20 protein-coding genes and 2 pseudogenes are annotated in these 24,807 nt (G+C 43.7%); 8 read left to right on the top strand and 14 right to left on the bottom strand.

Annotated elements, in window-relative coordinates:
• Window positions 1–10 precede the first annotated feature (10 nt).
• Together DL94_RS0113585 and DL94_RS0113580 are read right to left on the bottom strand one after the other, a co-directional pair.
• Window positions 11–1,759 carry an MATE family efflux transporter gene (locus DL94_RS0113585; protein ID WP_028130628.1) on the bottom strand — a complete coding sequence of 583 codons (1,749 nt, stop codon included), beginning with the start codon at window positions 1,757–1,759 and terminating at the stop codon, window positions 11–13.
• Between the two features lie 387 nt (window positions 1,760–2,146).
• A complete protein-coding gene (locus DL94_RS0113580) occupies window positions 2,147–3,556 on the bottom strand; it encodes an ATP-binding protein (RefSeq protein ID WP_156031903.1) in 1,410 nt (469 codons plus the stop codon).
• Window positions 3,557–3,639: 83 nt separating this feature from the next.
• Here DL94_RS0113580 and DL94_RS0113575 point away from each other — a divergent pair.
• Window positions 3,640–4,065, top strand: a pseudogene (locus tag DL94_RS0113575) (MFS transporter); the annotation flags it as partial.
• A gap of 155 nt (window positions 4,066–4,220) precedes the next feature.
• Here the strand turns inward: DL94_RS0113575 and DL94_RS0113565 are convergent.
• On the bottom strand, window positions 4,221–4,766 hold the full coding sequence (locus tag DL94_RS0113565) for a nitroreductase family protein (protein ID WP_037371972.1): 546 nt from the start codon (window positions 4,764–4,766) through the stop codon (window positions 4,221–4,223).
• Between the two features lie 256 nt (window positions 4,767–5,022).
• Window positions 5,023–5,529 (bottom strand): alpha-amylase family glycosyl hydrolase, encoded by a 507-nt coding sequence (locus tag DL94_RS0113560; protein WP_028130624.1) that lies wholly within the window; start codon window positions 5,527–5,529, stop codon window positions 5,023–5,025.
• Between the two features lie 605 nt (window positions 5,530–6,134).
• On the opposite strand from DL94_RS0113560, the gene DL94_RS0113555 reads away from it, so the two are divergent.
• On the top strand, window positions 6,135–7,100 hold the full coding sequence (locus DL94_RS0113555; protein WP_028130623.1) for a hypothetical protein: 966 nt from the start codon (window positions 6,135–6,137) through the stop codon (window positions 7,098–7,100).
• Window positions 7,101–7,255: 155 nt separating this feature from the next.
• A complete protein-coding gene (locus tag DL94_RS16240; protein WP_156031900.1) occupies window positions 7,256–7,486 on the top strand; it encodes a hypothetical protein in 231 nt (76 codons plus the stop codon).
• Here DL94_RS16240 and DL94_RS0113550 read toward each other — a convergent pair.
• Window positions 7,427–8,083: a hypothetical protein gene (locus DL94_RS0113550; RefSeq protein WP_028130622.1), complete on the bottom strand. Its 657-nt coding sequence runs from the start codon at window positions 8,081–8,083 to the stop codon at window positions 7,427–7,429. The genes DL94_RS16240 and DL94_RS0113550 overlap by 60 nt on opposite strands.
• 269 nt (window positions 8,084–8,352) lie before the next feature.
• Here DL94_RS0113550 and DL94_RS0113545 point away from each other — a divergent pair, with 269 nt between their 5' ends.
• Together DL94_RS0113545 and DL94_RS0113540 are read left to right on the top strand one after the other, a co-directional pair.
• Entirely contained in the window at window positions 8,353–8,586 is a 234-nt protein-coding gene (locus tag DL94_RS0113545) for a helix-turn-helix domain-containing protein (protein WP_028130621.1), read from the top strand.
• Window positions 8,573–9,556 (top strand): HindIII family type II restriction endonuclease, encoded by a 984-nt coding sequence (locus tag DL94_RS0113540; RefSeq protein WP_028130620.1) that lies wholly within the window; start codon window positions 8,573–8,575, stop codon window positions 9,554–9,556. Before DL94_RS0113545 ends, DL94_RS0113540 begins: the two co-directional genes overlap by 14 nt.
• Before the next feature lie 51 nt (window positions 9,557–9,607).
• On the opposite strand, the gene DL94_RS15025 is transcribed toward DL94_RS0113540, so the two are convergent.
• From DL94_RS15025 to DL94_RS15020, 3 genes and pseudogenes are all read right to left on the bottom strand, one after another.
• Window positions 9,608–11,755, bottom strand: a complete 2,148-nt coding sequence (locus DL94_RS15025) for a DUF1156 domain-containing protein (RefSeq protein WP_072023130.1) — start codon at window positions 11,753–11,755, stop codon at window positions 9,608–9,610.
• Window positions 11,742–12,017, bottom strand: a complete 276-nt coding sequence (locus tag DL94_RS0113530) for a hypothetical protein (RefSeq protein WP_028130619.1) — start codon at window positions 12,015–12,017, stop codon at window positions 11,742–11,744. Before DL94_RS0113530 ends, DL94_RS15025 begins: the two co-directional genes overlap by 14 nt.
• Window positions 12,018–12,095: 78 nt before the next feature.
• Window positions 12,096–12,608: pseudogene (locus DL94_RS15020) on the bottom strand (recombinase family protein).
• A 494-nt stretch (window positions 12,609–13,102) separates the two neighbouring features.
• On the opposite strand from DL94_RS15020, the gene DL94_RS15015 reads away from it, so the two are divergent.
• Entirely contained in the window at window positions 13,103–14,920 is a 1,818-nt protein-coding gene (locus tag DL94_RS15015) for a prolyl oligopeptidase family serine peptidase (protein ID WP_051586475.1), read from the top strand.
• A 109-nt stretch (window positions 14,921–15,029) separates the two neighbouring features.
• Here DL94_RS15015 and DL94_RS0113515 read toward each other — a convergent pair whose 3' ends face one another.
• The 6 genes from DL94_RS0113515 to DL94_RS0113495 form a co-directional block, all read right to left on the bottom strand.
• On the bottom strand, window positions 15,030–15,425 hold the full coding sequence (locus DL94_RS0113515; protein WP_028130618.1) for a hypothetical protein: 396 nt from the start codon (window positions 15,423–15,425) through the stop codon (window positions 15,030–15,032).
• A gap of 221 nt (window positions 15,426–15,646) precedes the next feature.
• Window positions 15,647–15,733, bottom strand: a complete 87-nt coding sequence (locus DL94_RS16625; RefSeq protein ID WP_369793733.1) for a 1-deoxy-D-xylulose-5-phosphate synthase N-terminal domain-containing protein — start codon at window positions 15,731–15,733, stop codon at window positions 15,647–15,649.
• The gene (locus DL94_RS0113510; RefSeq protein ID WP_028130617.1) at window positions 15,730–16,347 is read right to left on the bottom strand and encodes a flavodoxin family protein; all 618 of its coding nucleotides are present in this window, start codon (window positions 16,345–16,347) and stop codon (window positions 15,730–15,732) included. The genes DL94_RS16625 and DL94_RS0113510 overlap by 4 nt, the downstream gene beginning before the upstream one ends.
• Window positions 16,348–16,537: 190 nt before the next feature.
• The gene (locus tag DL94_RS0113505) at window positions 16,538–18,709 is read right to left on the bottom strand and encodes an ATP-dependent helicase (protein ID WP_028130616.1); all 2,172 of its coding nucleotides are present in this window, start codon (window positions 18,707–18,709) and stop codon (window positions 16,538–16,540) included.
• Between the two features lie 19 nt (window positions 18,710–18,728).
• The gene (locus DL94_RS0113500; protein ID WP_255326896.1) at window positions 18,729–19,499 is read right to left on the bottom strand and encodes an EFR1 family ferrodoxin; all 771 of its coding nucleotides are present in this window, start codon (window positions 19,497–19,499) and stop codon (window positions 18,729–18,731) included.
• A gap of 7 nt (window positions 19,500–19,506) precedes the next feature.
• Window positions 19,507–20,826, bottom strand: a complete 1,320-nt coding sequence (locus DL94_RS0113495; RefSeq protein ID WP_028130614.1) for a sensor histidine kinase — start codon at window positions 20,824–20,826, stop codon at window positions 19,507–19,509.
• Between the two features lie 210 nt (window positions 20,827–21,036).
• Between DL94_RS0113495 and DL94_RS15010 the strand changes: the two genes are divergently transcribed.
• Entirely contained in the window at window positions 21,037–22,155 is a 1,119-nt protein-coding gene (locus tag DL94_RS15010; protein WP_051586474.1) for a BMP family ABC transporter substrate-binding protein, read from the top strand.
• A gap of 85 nt (window positions 22,156–22,240) precedes the next feature.
• A complete protein-coding gene (locus DL94_RS15470) occupies window positions 22,241–24,676 on the top strand; it encodes an ATP-binding protein (RefSeq protein WP_231464719.1) in 2,436 nt (811 codons plus the stop codon).
• Window positions 24,677–24,807 lie beyond the last annotated feature (131 nt).

Below are 24,807 nucleotides of genomic sequence, written 5' to 3'. Positions count from 1 at the left end.
GCTGCCTCCTTCATTTCCTGTATATCAGAACCATAAGGTTATTTATGCCAAAAGTCGTTTTGTAATGAATCACATCTGCAGCCTTCAACACCATCGCAATGCCAAGCGCATCCTGCAGCGCCAAAGGATCGGTCTTTTGCAGCCTCCCATAATATTCCAAGGGATTGAACATTTTTCCCATATTTCGGATACGCAGGACAATTGTGTTTTTCCCCTCTTTTTTTACCAACAATATCCGACCAGCCAGCAAAGCTTCTTTGTCCCGGCAGGAATGGTCTTTGATGCTCAACATCATTTCCTCCATGGACATACGCACCAGCATAGTTTCTTTGCCAGTCAAAGAATTCTTCTCGCAGAAATCCTCCAGCTCATCCATCTTTGTTACGATGGCCTCGGTGTCAGCCTTGACAGAAAAGGAATAGTATTTCCCCGTGCGCTCAGCGGTCAGGTCCTGCAGCAGAAAACCAGCATACCCGCGCCGGGCATAAAATGGCTTGACAATCAGCATAAAGATGAGCGGGCTAAGAGAGGCAATCGTAAACGACCACCAAATGCCTGACAGTCCCAATATAGGTGCCAGCAGCCAGGCGGGCAGCAGAATAAAGATGAAGGACCGGGAAATCACCAGCACATTGGCCAGGCCTGTGAAACCTGCCGCTTGATAATAGAAAATCATCAGATAGCAGCATACAGACGGCAGCAGACTAAAGGCAAAGATATAGGCCGCCTCAGAAGCGGCTGCCAGTTCCAAACCTGACAGACCGAACAAAGCCGCAATCTCTGTGGGAAAAAGCCAGATAACTGATGACAAAATCCCCACCAGCACAAAACCGATAATATGCGCATCATGCTCAATACGCCGCACGCTTACGGTATCAAACTCCCGCGTCAATACACTGATAAACGAAGATGTCCCCTGTGCTAAACCGGAAAGCACAATAAGGGAAAAATTCTCCAAAGCCGTAACCACGGAAAAAGCTGCCAGCCCAACTTCGCCAGCTGTCGCCAGCAATAAACGGTTCAAAATTATCAGCCGGAAAAACGTCAAAAGATTGTTTGATGCAGCCGGGCTCCCCAACTGCATAAGACGCAAAGCAAGGCGCATGTTCCACTGCCGCACAAAGTGAAAAGCCGATTCCCCCCTAAGCAAAAAAAACAACCCCGCCAGCGAAACCAGAACCGACGCCAGCACGGTTCCACCAGCAATGCCCGCGATGCCCAAAGACAGCACCTGGATAAAAAACAAATCCAAAGCAACATTCAGCACCGCCAATCCCAAAAACAAACCGATGATTAGTTTGAGACGCCCGGATAATCGCAGAAAATTAAACGGCAAATAAAAAAGTGCCGTGCCCACACCGCCCCATATATAGACCAAGCCATAGTCATAAGCCGCTCCATGTATCTCAGGCGTCGCACCAAAAACATACAACATATCCGGCAAACATAGAGAACCTGCTGCTCCCAGCAAGAATGAAAGCCCCAGACACAACCAGACGGACAATGAAAATGCGCTATCTGCCCCGCGCGTATCATCACGCCCCAAAGAATAGGCGGCTGCCGTAGCTCCACCCACGCCCACCAAGGAACCGATAACGGAGAACAGAAAATAGAAGGGCATCACCACACTCATGACGGCCAGCCCGGCTGCCCCAAAAAATATCCCTGCCAGCGCACTATTCGCAAGACTCCCCGCCATAGCCCCTAGCATAGCCAGGATTGAGGCCCCCACGTGCCGCGCAATCAAAGCTGTATCCATAAACGTTCATCCATTTCTTCCATTACCTGAACCTCTTTCTCAACGGCAAATTTTCATGCCAATGCCTTTACTTTATATTCTCTCCCCAAGACTGCTACTCCTGCAACTAAAGGCAAAAATAGCCTCTGTGAAACAGCACCTTTCTGTGTCGATGTTTTGGGCCATGGCTGAAATGCAGAGCCCCCCATAAGTTAGACCAAGGAATCTAACTTATAGGGGGCTTTATGGTAAGCAGTAAATAGTACGGTGTTCGTCCAATTTGATTACGGCAAGATCAAGAAGGTCTACTCCATCCCCTGCCCATTTTCTGTGTAGCGGTCAACGATGTTTGGTTCGCCAATCGGAACCACACAAAAGCGAGAATGGCGCGGTCGATAAGGTTCAATGTTAACTATTTTTTTCATTATAAAGGTCATCCAATGTATATTTGACCACATCCGAACGTGAAATATCTTCATCATACCCTGATTTAGAAAAGAATCCATACCGATAGCAGTACAACCCAGTCATATTTACCTGCTGGATTTCCTTTTCAACCATGGCGTTGGAAACAGGTGCTTCGCGAAACTTTGCTTCATAGAAGGCATACCCACGGTCATCCTTCGTCACAACATCAAATTCACCATTTTTATGTTCCTTGGGCAAATCATAGTAATATTTACCTATGGCCTCGAAAGGTTCCTCCATTTCCCCCTGCTGATTCTTCATAATAAGGAATTGTTTGCAAATATCCTCAAACCGCTTTGGTACATAAAATTGTTCAAAATCATTCTCGATGTAACGCTGATAGAAGATTTCCGAATTCATAATGCGCCTTTGGGAGGCATAACGGAAAATATACCGATAATAAAACATCGACATATTATCGCTGATATAATAACCAGTTTTCCGCTTATTGTTGGCATCATTGATAGGCGCTTCCTTCTCTACCATATCCATCAGCATCAGCTTTTTCAACACATCGGCCAATAAAGAGCTACTGGATAAATGCGATTGTGATAGAACATCACTGAATCTTGAAACCCCTCTGGTTAATGCCTCAAACACTTCATTTGCACTGTTTATCTTGGAAAGCTCCGTATTCAGATACATGGAATCTTCATCTTCCAGACGAGCACCAGGCAGCGCAATCAAATCCATGATGTTTTCCTTCACTGACAAGCTCTCATCAATAAGGCTATTGTAGTATGGGATTCCACCAAATACGCTATAAAGTCTTATCTTGTCATCATGGGAAAAAGATGGATAAAAGCGTGCTGACTCCAAATAGTTCATAGGTTTTAGATTGAGTACGACAGAAATTCTCCCATATAAAGGATTATGCCGCAAGAGAAGTTTTTTCATCGTATCCATAAAGGAGCCACATAATATCAGCTTCATTTGCGATTGAGTCTTATATTTATCAACCAGTGCCTGCAGTATACTATCTAATCCTGCAACTATCTTTTGCAGATACGGATACTCATCCAACACCAATATAGTCTTTCTCGTACAAGCTTGCTTGAACAGGAAATCCAGTACCTGTTCCACATTGATAAATCCCAGAGGTGGTAAATTCATTTTTTCCGAAACAATTTCAGCCAGCGAATCTACATTGTTAAGTTCAGTGGTCTGCTTACACTCATAATAAATAGCATCTTCATCATGTTGCTGAATAAAATACTTTATCAATTCACTTTTGCCTACACGGCGCCGACCATAAATCAAAGCAACTTCCTGCCCCCGGCTGCTATACATTTTATCCAATCTCTTTAATTCTCGTTCCCGACCGATAAAATTATACTCCTGCATCTCCATCACCTTTTACTCAATAGCTATTTACTAAGTTTCTATTGACCATATTATATAACATCATATAAAAAAAGAAAAGCAAAACACCCGCTAAATTGAACGAAATTCAGGACAACCTGGCCACGGAAAAGAACATGGAAAAAGCCACATACTCTGACCTGGCTACTCCCTGGATTCGCCACATTGTCTTTATTGCCATGGGGATTGCCATTTGCCAGCAAATTTCCGGGGTAAACTCGATTATGTACTATGGCACCCAGATTCTTACGGAAGCAGGGTTCTCCACACAAGCAGCCCTTATTGGCAACGTAGCAAACGGCGTGATTTCCGTAACAGCCACCTTCTTCGGCATCTGGATGCTGGGACGTCACGGCCGCAGGCCGCTGATTTTGGGGCTGTTATTCACCTTCAAATTCGTTCCCGAAACCAAAGGCCGCTCTCTGGAGCAGATTGAAAAAGACTTTCGTGGCATCGAGGACGGTAAAAAAGTCCACGCTGCTGTTGTGGAACATTAAAACAAAACAAATTGCCTGTGAAAAAAACCATGTGGGTCTGACAGATCCACATGGTTTTTTTTCACATTATTCGTTCCCTTGTCCAACATTTTAGTAAAGGCTGCCGTATCCTCTTCTACAGCAACAGAGATTCTTGTTTCATACAAAATTACTGCTCATTCTATAATTTGTAATAGTTCATCCACCGTTTTGCGTTTAGGTATGTTGGGCGATTCGACCGGCCAGCCAATAGCAATTAAAGCGGAAATCTGCTGATCATGTGGCAATGATATTACCTCGGAAATTTTCTTCTCATCGAATATGCCCATAATAACAGTCCCTAAGCCCAAGTCATGTGCTGCAAGGCAGAATGTTTGTGCCGAAATTCCTGCATCAAAAGATTGCCAATGCATTCCCTTATCCGTGGAAAAAGAACCATCCTTTTCATAACCGGAACGCATTGTAACAGATGATAGTACCACTAAGGCAGGCGCATTTTCTATGGTATTTTGATTCAATTTGAAATCCATTACACAGTTTTGAGCAATTTCTCTTTTTTTCGCCGTATCTAATATTAGACAATAACGTACAGTCTGAGTATTTTTCCAGCTAGGTGCATACGAAGATGCTTGTACAATTTTTTTTACAATTTCCTTCGTTATCGGTTGATTAGTGAATTTCCGTATGCTCCGTCTGCTGGATATACATTCCATAGCATCCATAATATTCCCCCACAGCGGCTGTTTTAATTATCTTGTTTTACAAAATACGGGTCATTTCGCAGACAATGCAGAACATAGTGCTCCAAACAACCGGGACAGCTCCTCAACAATAAAAAACAATATCTAATCGAAGAAATCATTCGACACTTCGTATTCTATTACTATAGCCAACAGTTGTCAACTTGCAGGATTCATCATTGGCACCTATGCCATGAATGTGGCTTAAGGAAAACAAAACTGTTTTCCCTAAATATGACTAACGAATTAAAGCTGCCACCTCAAAGGGCCGCAGATTTTTTTCCAACCCCTCATAGTTTCCCAGTAACTTACTGAAACCGGCCTCGGTGTATTCCTGCAGGGATTTTTCCTGCAAGGAAACCTCATGGCTGCGGAAATTACAGAAGACGACAAGTTTTTCCCCGTCCAGTTCCCGCTGATAGGCAATTATATCTGTATTTTTTCTTTCCAGAAATGTTATAGAACCTTCGGCAATGAGTGGCCGTTCATAACGCAGACGGATAAGCTGCTGGTAGAAGGAAAAGATGGAATCCTGCTCCTGCTGCTCTGACTCCACATTGATTTGGCGGTAGTTGTCCGGCGGCAGTATCCAGGGTTTGGCCGTAGAAAAGCCCGCATATTCTTCTGCTGACCACTGCATGGGGGTGCGGCCATTATCACGGGAACGGGTTGCAAGAATTTCCAGGGTTTCCTCAGGAGTTTTCCCTTGCTGCTGCAGGATTTTACAATAGTTAAGGCTTTCCACATGAAGACACCGCTGTGCGCAGAAAAAAATAAACGATTCACACTGTCCTCATAATACCTTCGCCCAAGTCAGATTTGTCACCTTCCTATTGCGGATACCACAAAGAAAGAAATTGTAGCTGAGTTCGGTGCTACTTTCATCTGACGTCCATCTGGTACTATATCCGAGGATGACAACACAGCAGCCTACCTGCAAGGCTGGAGCGCAGCTATCAAGGAACCCCCGATTGGCTAATAAATGGCGCGAATGCAGCACAGAAAGCCGTTGACTATATGATTGAAATTGTAGCAGGATAAAGGAAAGGCGATGCCGTAGGGCATCGCCTTTTGAAATATGTATGACCATAATCATATAAGCAAAAAGAGTTTTTTCAAAATCGCCACGCTTACGCGGGGATCATCGGGATTATATGATTTTTCAGCTATTGTCAAAAAGAGAAGTACTGCAGGGAGAAACCTATTTTTTAATTCCCTACATCTTAACAATGATATAATCATTGCCAAGATGTAGGGAATTGTTTTATTTAAGAACTTAAAGGATAATGAAATATAGATGTCTAATTATGTTAGTAACTATAATTCATCATCTATGGGAGTGATTAACAAATGTATTTAAGGAAGAAAATATTTCCCCTAATGGTAGCCGCAATTACTGTATGCTCTCCAGTCTATTTCGTGCCATTACCAACAGAGGCTGCAGATATGAAAACAGTAGACGGACTGAAATACGTAAATGGAGACACAAATTTATTAGTATATTCTCACGGAACTGGGGCTGGAAGTTATGCTGAACTAAATACTGCTGAAATGATTGGTGGAACAGATATTGAAGCAGGTCTTGTTGTTATGCGATTTTCCTCAGGGGGATTTGCATGGCGAATTGGTCACGAGAGAGTCGATTCTATAGAACTAACAGGTAAAACTTGTATATGGTGGGACCCTGTCCGGGATAAATTCTTTTTAGACGCAGAGCGAAGACACGAATTGTCTGATAGTAAAAAAGAACTTCGATATCTAGCACAAATTGCTATGAAAAACTCAAATTGGACGGGGTTAGGAAGCCAAGTGTATGAGGAAGTTAGACAATTACAAGTAAGACCTGTATTAACAACTCGCAATAAACAATATCGTCAACAGATATATAACCTCGAAGGTCAAAAAGTAACTTTACAGATAACGCATGCTGGTAATAATATAAACAAATTTATGATTATCGAGAAAAACAAAGTTACTTATATGTTAGATGTGCCTAATATGAAAAATGCCGATATTGGAGAAATGTCTGCTATTAAAATGGAAGGTAAATATTTCTTTTCCTATGGTTATTTCGACTACACAACTCGTATAGGTAGAGCTATCCTTTTAGGAAAAGGGTCAGATGGAAAATATAAAGTCTATGTAGATAGTAACAGTTATTACAATCCATATGGTGCATCTTTCGCATCAATCAAGACGATGACAAAAAATGGAAAGTCAATTAACGGGTTAGAGTTTTTTTATAACGGGCAAAATAGAAAAATCTACGAATTGATATATAATACTTCAACCGACAAAATTGAATATAGGGAATAATTAAGGGAAGCCAGAAATAAGGAACGCCACCAGCCACCGCGCCCAGCGCGGCAGCTGGTGGCGTTTTTTAAAATCGACCCGCTTACGCGGGGATCAGTTGGTTGTTCGTGGTATAATGATAATATGGTTATGTTACAAAGAAAGGACTTTGCCACATGAACGAGCTGCAATTAAAAGAACTATCTGCCCTGCTGGAGACATTCTCACGCAGATACCCTGACCGCTCCCCGGACAATATCAAAAAGACATTAGAAGAAGCCCTGACGGCCTTATCTGAAGTTAAACCATTAACCGCGCAGGACGAAGCTGAAAAAAATAGCTGTATGTTATTTGATACAGGAAGATTCAAGGATATTATGCTTGCTTATCTCAAATTTCTTTTCTAATGCCTTTACTTCAAGTTCTAGCAAGCTGAGGGCTTCAAAGGTTTTATCCAAACTTTTATTCACCTCATTATAGTCCAGCGTTTCCTGCTCCTTCCAGGGGTAAACATATAGCTCATTTTTTTGTTTTATACATGAAAGAGCTACTGGATGTATAGAAGCTACATCGAAAAGAGAACAGGCCGATTTTACTCTCTCACTAAACTTGAGCTTTTGTAAGTGCGGAAGCAAAGTCAGCTTTTGTAAATGAACCATTTCTTGATGCAGAGATATTTCATCTAATGTATATTTATCGTAATTCTCATCCTTCATGTAATCCCTGTATTCCAAAAGCCACCTATACTGCTGTCTGTATAAGTATTCTAGGTGGGCCAGCAAGCTGGCTCCTTGTTCTTCATTGGTAGAATTGGACTGCCGGACTTGTAAACTGTCATTGCTGGGCTGCTTTGCTGGTGGCTCAGTAACGTTGCTATTGCGGTATTTATCCAGTACTTTTTTTATAAAGGCCCATTCATTATCAGTGAGACGGAAACCTCGTATTTTTTTTTCAACTTCTGCTTTTTTTCTGCCTGCTCCAACTCTTGCCCCGCCTCTGCCCATTTTTTTCCTCCCTATATTATTTCTTGTATTGCAGAAATGAACATAAAATCAAAATATATAGTTTTAACTATATATTTTTCAACACGTCCTTTTTTAATGTTTAGCTTTTCTTTATGAATAAAGTTTAACAGAAATCAAAATAAAAGTCAAGTTGATTTCTGTTAAACTTTATTCATTTTTATTATCATTGTTACTTATAGTCCGTTGTCTTATATACACATATATATTAACATTTAAATATTGTGATAAGACAAAAGGTGTGATGATTATTGGATATCAAAAAAAAATTAGGTAAACGCATACAAAAGTATCGTCAGTCAATGGGGATAAGTCAAGAAAAGTTTGCATTATCTATAAAAATGGACAGAACATATTATGCCTCTGTTGAGTCAGGTAAAAGAAATATTTCCATCTGCAATATAGAGAAAATTGCAAAAGGTTTCAATATTACATTGGGTGAACTTTTTAATAACATAGAGGAGGATAATTATGAATTCCAATAATATTTTCTTTTTTAAAAACATTGTAGATAGTTACTATCCTGACGAAAAAAGACCATCAGTTGATATTTCATCAGTTGTTAATGAAACAGCTGTCAGTCTGAAAGAAATATCTGATTCTGATTTTGAGGAAATTATGATAAGCTGCTTTATACCAGATTTATATTCCGGTATGGGAAAAAGTGAAAAATTATTCACGAAACTAACAGAGTTAATGGTCGGGGAATGGTGGAGACGTATTGGAGGGACATATAATCTTCCTACTAAGAAATCAGGAACGGAAGACGTTGAACTAATTAAAGATGATATCTCTATTGTATGTGATGCGAAGGTATTTAGGCTTGGTCGTAGTCAAAAAGCACCTAATGTAAAAGATTTTTTGAAATTAGCAAGTGTAAAGTTATGGATTGATAATCTTAATAAAAAGTATTTAAAAACGAATTCTAAACATACAGTCATAGGTGGACTTGTTACATATTCCTCATTACATGAATGGGAAAATGATAGCGAAGTATACGAAGAATGTACTAACCTAGATATTCCTGTAGTAATGTTTCCATATGAAATACTAGCACTCCTTTTAAAATATAAAAATAATTATTCTATAAAAGAGTTAAATGGTCTTTGGTCGTATCGGGAAAATAGAGTTAATACTTCTCGAAATAAGGCAAGTTATTGGAGATATATAAAAAAATATGTATGCACATTGATTTCTATTAATAGTCAACAGTATGATTCTGAAATAAAAGAATATCATTCTAGAATTATATCTGCTATTGCGGAGTACAGAAAAATAGTCGAAAGCACTATAATTGAAACAGAAAAAAACATTTCTACTGAAATGGAACAATTTAAAACTATAGATGAATTGAAAGAATATGCTTTAAAAATGATTATATCAAGAGATAATTGCCAAGCAATAGAATATCTTAAACATATTGACGAATTTAGAACATATAAAGATTTAGATTAAATATAAGAATGAGGAAAGGAGTCTCCCTTAAAAGACTCTTTTCCTCATTCTTTATATGGAATCCCTTACTTTTATTGAGAAATCTGGAAAGTAATTTTTTACAATTTTCGATGCACTAATTAAAGCAGATTTATTAGTGTAATTACCAGTTATAGAACTTGCATTAGCCATAAGACCAACTGTACATGCTATCACTGCAAGACCAGCATCATTTTCTGTCCATCCAGATTTTTCTATTAACGACTTACCAAAATTTTGAGCATATTCTTCTGTTTTATTTAGCAAATATTGTAATGATATAGGCTTCTTTTCTTCGTTAATTTTTCGAGCAACAAAAGTAACACATGTATTAACGGCTTGAGACATTACTGCTCTAGGCCGTCCTTTTCGCTCTATACTAAGCGGCTGAACACTTGTTACGATAAAAGGTGACTGCCTATATGCACCAGCAACAGCTTCCCAAGCATTAACAGAACTATGAGAATAGACAAATGAAAAAATCCCATCTTCTTTTAGCACTCGTGCTGCTTCACTAAATGCTAAATTTAGTTGTTTACAGTATTCATCATGTGGTGATTGATTGGTATCAACTCTTCTAGACGATGCTACTAGTTCAAATTTGTAATCAGTAATATCACTTTTAAACAAATCTGGTTCCATTTTTTTAAGTAATATCTTCTTCCATGAATAAAAGAAATCAGCTAAGATTGAATAATATATGTTATCATAATATGGTGGATCTGTTACAATGGCATCAAAGTAATTGCTCTCAAAAGGCAAATCTTGCGCATGAGCGTGATATATATGAGCATCGCCGATACAACCTTCAAAAGACTTAACACCATTTATAATTCTCTTTAGTTTATCCCATAAATTTGCAGGGCCTTTCAATAACATATCTGTTTCACAATAATCAAATAGCATTGCAATCCCAGGGCCACAAAAGGCTCTTCCCACCTGCTCGTTTTGAGGAATCCACATTGATAGACGACAATTCCAATCAACAACTTGGTCTATTAAACTTGACAATGAACCTATGACGAATTTAGCCATTTCAACATTACTTACTACCAATTTATCATATTGCATAATAAGTTCATCAATTAAATATAGTAATACAAGTCTTTGACGAAAATTTAAAAAATCAGCATGGGTTTCAATTCCATATAATGCTGGATTTACTATTCCAGACCAAACAGGTAATTTTGATGATGGTAACGAGCATTTTATATTGGTAAGAACTCTATTTTCCTCATTTTTTATTTTCTCTATATTAGGCAAGGCATCATCTTGATTTGCTTCAGTATATACTTTGCCAGTTTTTTCGCCTTTACTCACTAACCCAATCATAACATCTTGACACTTAATTACATTTGGTTTATCTAATATCTCTTTACATTTAGGACAGCGAAGAATTCCCGTTCGCTTTTCCCATGCTGAGCTGTATGGTTCTCCTCCATTAGATAAGTCACATATACATAATTTTTCGTCATTGTTATTATTATTTTTTACAAATGCAATTTTTTTTCCATTTTTTTTAGATAACCATGGTCTTTTAGATAAATAAAATATTTTACCACAATGTGGGCACTTAGTTTTATAAGTCCATATATATCCAAATGTTTTTCCTTTAGTTTCTTGACGTAAAGGGTAAAGCCAATCTGTTCTTTCTAAAAGATTATTTAATATTTCTTCTCCGATATTTTTTACAAATATCTCTGCTTTTTTTAGATCTATCTTATTAGCATAAACCATGTTACAACGCTGGATAAAAACAGATAATTGATTAGAATCAATAGAATATGAATCAAATCCTAATCTTTTTGCTTCAAATGGAATTGTTCCACCACCACCAAACATATCCAGTGTTTTCGGTTGATATTGATAGTCTTTTTTTAAAATATTTTTTGCTTGAGTAAGGCTTTCTTTATTGCAATTCATAGCAAGATTAGCCATAGTCTCTATAGAAGTTTCATCGTTATTTCTGCAAAGAGATGAAAACAATAACGACCTCATTGCACTATGAGGTCGTCTTGCCCACCATACATGAATAGTATGGGATGTTTCACCTCTATGATATCTCTCATTATAGCCAGCCACAGAAGATTCATAATGTAGCATACCTGTATCAATCAACCGCTCATGTTCTTTGGGAACATTATGGATAATTGGACTTCGATAAATGTCATTCGTTTTCATTAGTTGTTATTACCTCTAAATAATCGTTTCGTAATGAAATGTTAAATGTATCATGTTCACTCGGTAAAGAGCGCGTAAACTTATAACCTAATGATATTCGATAATATTTCCTATCAATATGTTTTTTTCCAAGATTAAATCCATTTAGAATTACTTGTACATAACTTTTTTCGGACAGTAACTTTTCCATATCATCATTGGTTTTATTATTCCAGATCAAATACCCGAACTTTCTTGCGCTTTTTGCAATCTTTAATTTCACACTATCCACCCCTTGTATATATATTATATAATTAAATAAGCTTCAATTCAAGCTTTTATACCTATTTCTTTCAGCCATTCATTTATAAACTGTAGGACGAGAACACCCACAAATTCTTACTAACTCACTAACAGATGATATTTCTCTACATTTATATTTTTCAACAAGCTCTTGCCAGTTAGCGGGTTTTTTGACCTCTTTTCTCCCTTTGTACTTTCCTTGCGCCTTTGCAAGCGCTATTCCTTCTCGTTGTCTCTCCAACATAATCTTCCGCTCAAATGTAGCAATAGCCGCGAACATGGTCATTGCCAACTCGCCAGCAGGTGTTGATGTATCAAAACTCTCCTTCAACTGCTGCACAATGTCCAGCAAATCCTTTGTGCTACGCGCCAGCCGGGAGAACTCTGATACATAGACCGTATCACCCTAACGGGCGAACTCCAACATTGCCTGAAGCTGGGGACGGTCAGTATCTTTGCCGGATAGTTTATCAAGGAAGATTTTTTCAACGTGTGCTTTTTCTGTCAGCTCTACCGTTTGCCGCTCCTCGTGTTGTTCCAAGGTGGAAACACGAACATAACCTATTTTCATCTTATTCTTCTTTTATGTAAAACATCGACTAAGACATTGTTTACATTATATCAAATAATATCTTTTATAAAGGCCTTGCTTTATTCTATGGCCATGCGCTGATATAAAATTTAGAGCATGCTCGAGATGTTGAAGAACATATTATTGTATTCAACCGCTGCCGACAAACCGCCAGGCCGGGCCACAACTACACTTGCTACCACTTTCAGCGTCATGTCAAAACCGGTACTAAAATCCAGCACGTCATATTATTGGACAGGATAGCTTTTGCAAAGCGTAATTACGACCCCTAAAAATAATCGTAGTATATAGCCGAGAACATCCTTGTCAATCCGCTCTGCTTGTGTTATAGTATGTCCAATAGCATATACGGCTGTGTAGGAGCCGTGCTGTTTCGGCGGCAGAAAATCGACGTGGAGAGCCTCAGTGGCTTTCTGCCCTTTTTAGGGAGCGTCGATTTTTTTATTGCTCAAAAAGAGTATGGAGGTACAATTATGCGCAGATATCAAAAATTATTGGCTTTGACTTTGGTGGGGACAGGAGCATTTATGCTGCCGGGCGCTTTGCCGGTACAGGCAGCCACCGTACAGGCCAGTGAAGTTCAGGCAGCGGCTGCCGCTCATGGCCTGCAAAAAGTCACGGCTGTAACTCGCGTCTACGGCAGCGGCGAACAGGTTGCCGCTGCGATTTTAGAATATCCTAAAGCACTTTTGCCGGATACAGTAAAGCCAACGGACTTTACTGTATCCGGCAAAGAGATTACGGCGGTAAGGGTAACCGCTAAACCGGAACTTACAGACAAAGCACAGACAGGGCGCTATGTTATCCTGCAGTTTGCCCAGCAGAACAATGTCTATGATGGTGATTTGAGCAAAAAGCCTGGGCGTCAGCCAAAACCTGCTGATGATAAAAACGGCCGAGGCACTGATGCGCCCCGCCAATCCAACAGAAAACTGCCGGACTTATCCCTGCAGGTACAACAGATGCGCCCTCTTACCGCTATTGACGGCACCACCTTTGCCCCACTGACTTTATCCGCGACAGAGGTAAATGAGCCGGACATGGAACGTTTCCAGCAATATGAATATACCGATAAGCAAGTGGGCGCCACGATTCCCTATAATCTATACCTGCCTCAAAATTATGACCCCAAGAAAAAATATCCGCTGCTGTTTTTTGTGGCTGATGCCAGTGCGAACATCAACGCGATAAAAACGCCGCTATTCCAAGGCAACGGTGCCACCGTCTGGGCCAGTGACAGCGAACAGGCCAAGCATGAATGCATTATCCTTGCTCCGCAGTATACCGCCGCCTTAGTCGAAAAACTCGGCATGATGACCACTGATGAAAATGTCTGGACACCGGGACTTACCCTTGTTTCCGATTTGCTCCAAGATGTGATTGCGCGTTACAGTATAGACAAAAACCGTATCTACGGCACCGGCCAGTCGCAGGGCGGCATGGCCAACATTGCCATCAGCGATAAATATCCGGATTTATTTGCCGCACAATGGCTCGTAGCCTGCCAGTGGAATGTGGAAGAAATGGCTGCCATGAAGGACAAAAAGCTCTGGATAACCGTCTGTGAAGGCGATACAAAAGCCTTCCCCGGCATGAATGACGCAACAGCCCTTTGGGAATCCCTGGGCAGCAAAGTCGCGCGAAATAAGACCTTTTGGGACAGTCATGCAAGTATGACGGAAATCAATAAAAATGTCAAAGACCTGGCAGCTGCCAATGCGCCTATAAATTACTCCGTCTTTGCCGGCGGCAACCACATGTATACCTGGTCATTCGCCTATGATATCGAGGCTATCCGCGACTGGCTGTTTCAGCAGCGCAAAGAGGACAAGCAAGGACAACACAGCCTGCTTGCCAAAGCATTACAGGATGCCGGTCTTGCCGCCTACAACGCCGGCGATTATAAAAAAGCACTCGCAAATTTCACAGCAGCTAGCAGCAAAGGACATATGAAAGCCCCTCGTTACATAGGCCTTTGCTACGAACACGGCTACGACGTAAAAGCCAATACCAAAGAAGCCGCAAAATGGTATGCCATTGCCGCCGAGCGGGGCGATATTACAGGTACGTATTATTTAGGACGGCTTTTCGAAACCGGCAACGGCGTTCCTCAGGATTACAGCAAGGCGCTGAACTTATATCAAAAAGCTGCCCAACGCGGTGACATTATCGCCGCCCCGGCCATGGCAGCTTTGGGGCATATGTATGAAAACGGACTAGGCGTAGAAAAAAATTCGCAGAAAGCCCAGGAATGGTACACCAAAGCAACAGCCACCGGCTACAAGCGATAAAAGTCTATTGGCCATTTGTCTGGCTGCTATCTCTGTTGGCAATTATGTTGCCAACCAGGCCACCAAAGGGAATAAAAAACTAATCACAGGAAGCAACGATTATTCCTGATTACCGTCTTTTCTTTGCTCTTTCCGTCAGATTCTGTGCAGCCTTGTAATCATAAATCTCCCCATACTGCAGCCAACTGTCTATGGAGTCAATAATTATATCCATAATCACATGTGCACTCAGTTCAAAATTGCTTATAGAACAAATCAGTAACTGCTCTCCTGTTTTTATATGCTCGAAATGAATTGTGATTTCGTAATTGCAGATAGCCAGAACATATTTATTCTTGGTTGACTTTTCCTGCAGCTGCATAATACCCGTAACATCTTCGCTAATGCTCGTAAAACCAAAGGCTTTGAGCCGTTCAACCAGCTGTGGCCTGATATTGCGATGGAAATTTTCATTGGCCTCATCACGGTGTTTTTCTAATTCAGTAAACAACGGAAATGTAATCATTTTTTCTTCCCCCTCGTAAAATGCAAGAAAAGGCATCCTAAACCACAAATCAATGATTTAGGACACCTTTGTCCTGCAATACCAATATACTACCAACAGCAGCTATCCAAGGGTATAAAAAAGCCCAGACGAATCTATATTTCGCCTGGGCTCCTTTGCCACTATTGATGAATTTACAATAGCATATTGTAAATCCAGTGTCAAGTAATAAAAATTGCTCCTCATCCGCTATGCGGATAAGTCTGATGAAAAATATCGAAGACAAATTTATCCCGCAGCGAGTCAAATCCCATATGCAGGGTAATCACCGGATAAAGTTAGTGGCTTGCCACGGCTCTTTCTCTGGCAGGCCAAACTTTTCCTTGCCCAGTTGAATGCTCTTCATCAGGAAGGTCATATTACGCGCCAACGTCCGCATGGTCTGCATGCCTTCAATATCCTGCGCGGCTTCTCCCGGCGCTCCGCCATGAACGCTGTTCCAGTATTGACTGGCGGCAATGGGCATGCCCGAGATGGTAAAGAACTTATTGAGTTCATCAAAAGTTGCCGACAAACCGCCACGCCGGGCCACAACCACGCTTGCTCCCACTTTCATCGTCTTGTCAAAACCGGTACTGAAAAACAAGCGCGTCAAGTAAGCGACCAAGGTAGCATTTGCTGCAGCGTAATAAACAGGACTGCCCACGACCAGACCATCACATTCGGCAAATAGTGGTGCCGTTTCATTGACGATATCGTCAAACACACATTTTCCTTTCTGTGCACAGGCCCGACAGCCTATGCAGCCGCGAATTGCTTTATTGCCCACATGAACCAATTCGACTTCTACACCGTTTTCTGCAAAGACTTTCTGCATTTCCTGCAAAGCCATTGCCGTGTTCCCCTGTGGATGCGGTGAACCATTGACCATCATGACTTTCATTGTAAACTCTCCTCTCAATATAACTTTTCCTAAAATATTCTTAGTTTTATTTTACCAAAACCTGCCCTGAGGAAAAAGATTTTCCTGGCAAATAAAGGCTGTCCGAAATACGGCGGCTTTCCCTTCCGCACGTTCAGCTGGCACATACCAACGTAATCTGCCGTGGATTCGATTTCATCTATTTTGGGAACTATAACTTCTCCAGTTTGGCCTTAAAGGATATTTCCCTGGGCGTTTCAATATCGTCAAACTTTATGACATAGGCACCCTTATCCATGTTGATATCCAATATTTCTCCCTCACCCATGATACGATGCAAAACCTTATCGCCTTTAGCAAACGCTGCTTTTTTTACAATCTGCCCCTGCTCCATCCGTTTTTCCATCCCCCGGATGTAATTCCAGGCATCTTTTTGCATACTTTCGGCAACGGGCTTTGCATATTCCAGCAGTTTATCATCAATCTCCAACAGGAATCTGGAGGGGTATCTTAAGGAATCATCAAAATTCAAGCCAGAGGCTGCCGACAGATAGAGCCTTTTCTGTGCCCGTGTAACGGCCACAAAGGCCAGACGCCGTTCTTCTTCCATGGCCTCTTTCGTTCTGGTTTTTCTGGAAGGAAATATTCCTTCATTAAGTCCGCAGATAATCACATAGGGAAACTCCAATCCTTTAGCTGCGTGAACGGTCATCAGCTTTATCTTATCTCCCTGCTCAGCAGTATCACTATTGGTAAGAAGTGCCACGCGGGACAGATAGTGCTCCAGCATGGTTTCTTCCCCGCAGGAAGTTTCATACTCATAGATGGCCTGTTTCAGCTCCGCCAGATTATCCAGCCGCTCCTGACTGCCTTCCGTGCGCAGCATTTCCTCATAGCCGCTGGCATCTAATAACGCAGATAGCACTTCCGATACCGGCCGGCCGCTATATGCTGCCGAAAATTCCTCGACAAGCTCCACAAAGCGATTTGCTTTAGTTCCTTTAATCAGTTCATGGTCAAGGTTTGTTTTTAAGGCATCATAAAGGCTGCACTTATTCTGCTCAGCATATTCCTGCAAAAAGGCCATCCGCCGCTCCCCCAGGTTACGCTTGGGGACATTGGCTATCCGCTGAAAAGACAGGTCATCCCGGTAGGCAATCATACGCAGGTAGGACAAGGCATCCTTGATTTCCTTGCGGTCAAAGAAATTTATGCCGCTATAGAGCGTATACGGGAGTTCCTCCTTCATAAATACTTCTTCCAGCGAACGCGTCAGGTAATGTGCTCGATATAAAATCGCGATATCCCTATAAGGCACATCCTTTTCATGCAGCTTTTCAATCTCCTGTGCAATCCACCTGGCCTCTTTTTCCGGCGATTCATTACTGGAACACAGGACAGATTCACCATTGGGCAGCGTTGGCACCAGATTTTTCTCTATCCGGTAACGGTTATGGGCAATCAGATCGTTGGCTGCAGCCAGAATCTCCGGCGTAGAACGATAGTTTTCCATCATATATATGGTCTTGCAAGGCTTGAACTCCTGGTCAAAGTTCTGCAAATAACGGATATTTGCCCCACGCCATGTATAAATGGTCTGGTCGGGATCACCTACGACAAAGAGATTCTTATGATAGCCGCATAAAATCTTCATCAGACGGTACTGCAACTCATCAATATCCTGAAATTCATCAATCATGATGTATTCCAGCCGCTGCTGCCATTTCAGCCGCAAATCTTCTTTCTGCTCAAAAATATACAGCGTGAATTTGATGAGGTCATTGTAATCGAGGCCAAAGCACTTCTTCTCCTGATACAGATACCCATAGAAGATAATATCACCAGGCTCCACAGCTCTTTCGTACTTTTCCTTGATGGCCTCCTGCGACATGGCAATCATGTCCTGATAGTATTCCGGCTCGGTGAAAATCTTCCGTACCTCTATCATATCCCGGGCCTTGGCAAAGGTCATATCCCGCAGGGAAAGATTTCTTTCCTCGTAGATATTTTTCAGCATGGCATCGATATCGCTGTTATCGAGCACTAGAAAGCTTTTGGGATACTGTACGGCATAGCTGTCTTCCTGCAGTACGGACACGCAAAAGCCATGGAACGTATTGATGTAGCCTGTATCATTATCCCCCGTAAGCAAATGAATTCGTTTCCGCATTTCCGCAGCCGATTTATTGGTAAAGGTCACACATAGGATATTCCCCGGCATAATGCCGATTTCGTTTACCAAGTAGGCAAATCTATGACTCAGTGCTCTTGTCTTGCCGGAACCAGCCCCGGCCAGCACCCGTACATAGCCTTCCGTCTCTGTAACAGCCTCCAGCTGCGCCTTATTAAGCCCAGCTAAAAGCTCAAACTCATTTTCATCCATGTCAATCTCCTTGCGGGTCTCAGCCCTTACGCAACAAATCTACCGGCTTTACCGCCTTATGCCGGTACCGTTTGCGCCCTTTGGTAATCTCTCCGTATTCTATTGCCCTGGCCGGGCATATATGCAGGCACCCCAGGCACTCCACACAATGATGCTGCCAAACCGGACTTCCCGCTGGCCGTTTAATATTTTCTCTGGGACAGATACGCTCACACAAACCGCAGGCAGTACATTTCTCCGTATCGCACAGGAAGTTATTATCAATTTCCTTCTGGCCTGCCAGCCATTTATCATGATATCGGCCACAAAAGTTCTTCAGCAGCTGCCATGTACTATGGGCCTCCCGGTTATTTACGGCCTTGGCGATGCGCTGCAGCTTGCCTTTAGCCAGCCATGCCCGGATATTTATCCGCCAATCGGCAGCAATATCCCGGTAAGGAATATAATTAGACACCAACCGCACATACCACGAGGCGTGCAGGCTGCAATTCTTCTCTTTAAGTATCTTTTCTGCATCCATAAACGGCCTGCCCCAATAGGGAACACCACAGGTAGCTATGGCAAAGATATAAGGAGATTCCAGTATTGTGAGTTTTTGCAAGAACTCCTCCACCTGTATCGGCAGGCCAAAATAGTGCATGGGAAATACAAAACCCACGCACTCGGCATTAACCACCATTTTATCTTTCCGAAGGGCCTCTGATATGGATTCTATCTCAGCATCCGGTATAGCCTTTTGCAATTCTCTGGCCACGTATAAAGAGTTCCCTGTTGTCGAATAATAGTAAATTACCGTACTAATCCTCCCCCTGCCAATTAAGTATCACTGTAACCCAGCCATCCTTTTGGGAAAATTCACATTGAGCCTTGTACTTGCGGATAAAGGCCCGCAATGCTATCATTCCCGTACCATGCCCAGGATCTTCGTTGTAGGGCAGGCCGTCGCGGTCTAAGAGCAGCTGTTCCTCGAAACGATTAGCCACCGACAGTACAAAACTTCCTCCCTCATATTGAGCCGACACCTTAACCTCACGATTTATGACCGACTGTTTCATGCTGGCATGCAGGGCATTTTCCAACAGATTCGACAGAACGATAGCCACATCCGTATCCATGCCGGCCATCTCCTTAGGCAAGCTGATTTTCTGTTGCAACGGAATTTCCAGATTGCTCAAGTGATAATGATAAATCGACAGCGTCGCATTGATGAGGTCATTGGCGCAAAATTCGCGAATTGTCGTGCGTTCAAGCTCCACCGCCTGTTTTTCCACCAATTCCTTTGCTTCACTGATGCGTCCGCTGTCCAGCAATGCACCCAGCAAACGGTTATAATGGCGCATATCATGACGCAGCACCCGCAATGTCTGACGACGTTCCTCCGTCAGGCGCGTGTACTCTCTCAGGGAATAAAGCTGCTGAGCCAGCAGATTGTTGCGGTTGATTTCTACCATATGCTTAGACATCTGATGGGCAGCGTCTAACACCAGCCGGAAAACCAGGAAGAACAATATGGGCAGTGCCAGTCGTCCCACTCGCTCAGGCACGCTGTGATAAAGCTGGCCATCCAGCCAGGGCAATGCATACGCAAACAGAACCACCATCGGCATCAAGGCAACATATAGGCCCAGATGCCGGAATTGGAAAAATCGCTGTGCCGGTACCAACGTACTGAACCAGCGGCGTTCCAAGGGAATCAGCAGCGTAAATAACACGAGATAACAACAGATTACAGCGAGCATATGCACACGTTCACCATATTCAGCCGCGAGTACCGCTCCCACGACAAAACCACTGATAGTATGCAAGAGCACCGCATACAGGCTCTGCATGCCGAGCACATACAAATGCTGCACAAAGTCCCTTGGAATACAATAATAGGCAATAAGGAAGAACGGCAACCAGCCAAAAGCCACCAGCAGCTTAAAACGCAGAACTTCCCCGCCATACATACTCATAAGAACCGCATAGATACCAAAAGCTAAAATGCCCCAGCCCACTGCCAGCTGCACCAATTTACGCCGCTGAATAACGGTAACTGTTTTCGCAAAAGGCAGATAACGAAGCCAAACACCAGAAAACTGCAAAAGAACCATCATTAACGCCAATAAATACTCCATTCACATCCCTCGCCTTCTGAGCTGCTATTCCCTTTATTCATAGACAATCTCACATAAAAGCCGCCAATAAATTGCAAATCTTATTCTTTACTGCTATTTTATCATTTTATCACTACTTTTCCATCTAAGTATAGATTTCCTGCAATATTTTTGTTAAAATTACAATTAGGTAAAATTTTCAATCTTTTTCCATGGATGGGAGGTAACGGTATGAATTTTTGGCTGCATCACAGATTATCCCAATGGGCTACCCGGCTCATTGTCAGCTTTATCTTAATCGTATTGGTTGCCGCCTGCTGGATTTTTTCCAGCAGCACCTTCGACCAGCCCCAGCCCAAAGCCGGTATTGTCCTGTTGGGTGGCATTGACGAAGAGGGCTGGAACGCTCCTCAGTACCGCGGTATCCGCAAGGCCTGTGCTGCCATGGGCCTCAAACTCATTACCAAAGAGCGTATTATCGGCGATGGTGCCTGCACCCAGGCCGTTCGTGAACTCGCCAATGATGGTGCCGGCATGATTTTCCTGGCCAGTTACTCCTACTCGCAGGAAGCCCAAAAACTCGTCCACGAGTATCCCCATATTGCCTTTGCCACCAACTCCGCTGAATGTCACGCCCGCAATATGACCTCCTATTTCGTGCGTATGTATCAGGGGCGTTATCTGGCTGGCGCACTGGCCGGAATGCGCACCAAGAGCAACGTGATTGGCTACGTGGCGGCCATGAAAAACTCCGAAGTCAACCGCGGCATCAACGCTTTCACGCTGGGAGTAAAGCAAACAAATCCTGATGCCAGGGTTGTAGTCATGTGGACAGGCAGCTGGCAGGACGAAGAAAAAGAAGCACAGGAAGCACGCCGCCTGATTGAAGAAGCCGGGGCCGACATCCTCACATACCATCAGGACGAACCTGCAGCTGCTGATGTGGCCGAAAAGCTCGGCATCGATTACATTGGTTATTACGAAGATTTAGGCAAGCACAGCTGGCGCTCCAGCCATGCTCTGACCTCAGTTATCTGCAACTGGGACCGCTACTACGAGAACATCATCAGCCGCTATCTCAAGGGCGAACTAAACTTCGTGGATAAGCAATGGATGGGCATGGAGGCCGGCTTTGTGGAACTTTGCGACTTTTCCCCTGCTGTCACCGACGAACAAAAAACACAACTTGACCAGATAAAGAAAAAGATGCTGGACGGCCGTTTCGTCTTTGCCGGCGAAATCTACGACCGGCAGGGCAACCTGCGCTGCCGTCCGGATGAAGCCATCCGGGATGACCGCCTGCTGCAGCACATGGACTGGCTGGTAAAGGGGGTGGAGATTCTTGAATAATCGCAAAAAAATGCTGATCACAATTTCAATGATGCTTTTTTTAATTTTTCTTGCAGGAATCTTCATACAGCAACGCATTGTGAATATGCTCAACAATGCCGCTGAGCATTCCGTGTCGCGCCAGACCGAAGACCTCTCCCTGCTGGCCGGTGAACGTTTCCGCCGTTTTATGACGCCGCTGCAGACGGCCGCCAACCATTTATCCACGCACGAACAGGACAAAGAGGCTGTACTGCAGATGCTTGTCCAGCAAAATCCCCAGGGGCAAGCGGGTCTCATCGACTTCCAGCATCATACCATGGGAAGATACCTGGACAGGGATTCCTTTCCCCGCCTGCAGCTGGCCTTCCATGGCAACACCATCATTGACTACAATCCCGAAATCGGCATTCTGCTCGGCACACCGGTCTTTTACGGTGACAATGTCCGCTATGTTCTCTATCAGGTATATCCGCTGGAAATCCTGCCCCAGCTGTTTGCCCTTTCCGATTATGATGCCTTTACCCATGTCATCATCCAATACCGCGACGGCACCTTGGCAGTACCCTACGAAAACTTCACCACTGATGATACAAAATTCTGGGCCGATAAAACGATTCAGGAGGGTATGCGGGAGGTTCACCGCCGCCTGCAGCGCAGCAAAGCTGCTGCCGTCTATACCGAAGGAGCCGAGGGAAAATTCTTCGTCTTTGGTGCAGACCTTCCCCAGACCGACTTCTCCCTAATTGGCTATATGCCCTGGTCAGCAGTGGCCGGTCATATTACCAGCATCTATCAGCGGGTGTTCTTCCTCTTTTCCTTTATGCTGATTCTCTTTGCCTGCCTGAGCATTTATCTGCTAATGGCCCAGACAAGCGTGGCCGAAACGGAGGAACTGCGCGAGGCGCGTCTTGCTGCCGACGCCGCCAATCAGGCCAAGAGCCAGTTCCTGGCCAATATGAGCCACGAAATACGCACCCCCATCAACGCCATCAGCGGCATGAACGAAATGATCCTGCGGCAGGATCTGCCTGCAGAAGTCCGGCAGTATGCCAGCAACATCAAATCCGCTACGGCAGCTCTTTTAACCATCATCAACGAAATTCTGGACTTCTCAAAAATTGAGTCCGGCCACATAGAAATCGTGTCTACGGATTATCAACTGGCTCAGGTTCTGCGCGAAGTCGGCACTCTGGTAGGCGTGCGGGCCCAGGCCAAAAATCTGACCTTCAAGATTCACGTTGACCCCTATCTGCCCAACGGACTTTATGGTGATGCGGGCCGCCTGCGCCAGATTCTCATCAACCTGCTGAACAATGCCATAAAATACACACCGTCAGGCTCCGTTACACTGGACATTAGCGGCCAGCGCAGCGCAAGCACCCTGCGCCTATGGGCTGCCATCACCGATACCGGCATTGGCATTCGTGAGGAAGATAGAGAACGTCTTTTCCATGTCTTTGAACGTCTTGACATCAAACGCAACTGCAAGATTGAAGGCACTGGTCTGGGACTGGCTATCACCCATCGCCTGCTGAACATTATGAATGGCAGCATTCATGTAGACAGCACCTATGGCGAAGGCAGCACTTTTACCATCGAGCTGCCTCAGGAAGTTCACTCCTTTGACCCGATTGGTGTTTTCAATCTCCATGACCAGCCTGACCTTGATACCAACCTAAGCCATCAGGCCAGCTTTATCGCCCCCGACGCCCATGTACTCATCGTTGACGATAACGATATGAACTGCTTTGTGGCCAACAGCCTGCTCAAGGAAACGCAGATGCAAACAACCATTGCCCATAGCGGTGCAGAAGCCCTGGAAGCCCTACAGAAACAAAGGTTCCACGTTGTGCTGCTGGACTACATGATGCCTGGCATGGACGGAGTGGAAACCCTGCACAAAGCAAAACAGCTGCAAGGCATCGGCAGCACCCGCTTTATCGCGTTGACAGCCACTGCCCTTTCGGGTTCCCGGGAAAAATTCCTCAGTGAAGGCTTTGACAACTACCTCAGCAAACCCATGACCGGTGATGAACTCACTGCCATGCTGCACCGCTATCTGCCAGCAGAACTGATAAAGCCGGCGCTGGCCGCCCTGCCGCCGATGGCAGCGCCTGCACCCGCCCCTGCCTCAGAGGCTCCTCCAGCCACGACAGCAGACACACTGCCCTCACCGCTTATTGACCGCGAACTGGGCATGAAATACTGTAACAACATGGAGGCCATCTACCACCAAATACTGGATATGTTCAGCAAACAATCCACCGACAAAATTGCGCGGCTGGACGAAGATTTGGCCACTGGCAACTGGGATGACTACCGTATAAAAATCCACGCACTGAAGTCCGCCGCTCTGACCATCGGCTGCCGCAGTCTCAATCAGATGGCCAAAGACCAGGAACAGGCCGCCAAGGACTATTTGGCAGAAGATTCATCCCCCAGCCAAAAGCAACAGGCTCTGGACTACCTCCAGCAGCATCATGCAGACATCATGGACCACTACCGCCAGACGGCAGCGGCCGCAGCCAATCAACAATAGCTAAAAGGTGCTGTGACGTAATGATTTCCCATTTCGTCACAGCACCTTTATTTTTGAATGTTGGCCGGTTATAGCTTTATTCCATAGTTTTTCTCTATAAGTATATCAAAAACCCGTATTTTACATTTTTT

The sequence above is a fragment of the Selenomonas sp. AE3005 genome, assembly GCF_000686945.1.
Classification (GTDB): domain Bacteria; phylum Bacillota; class Negativicutes; order Selenomonadales; family Selenomonadaceae; genus Selenomonas_A.
This window is presented reverse-complemented; position numbering and strand designations above follow the sequence as displayed.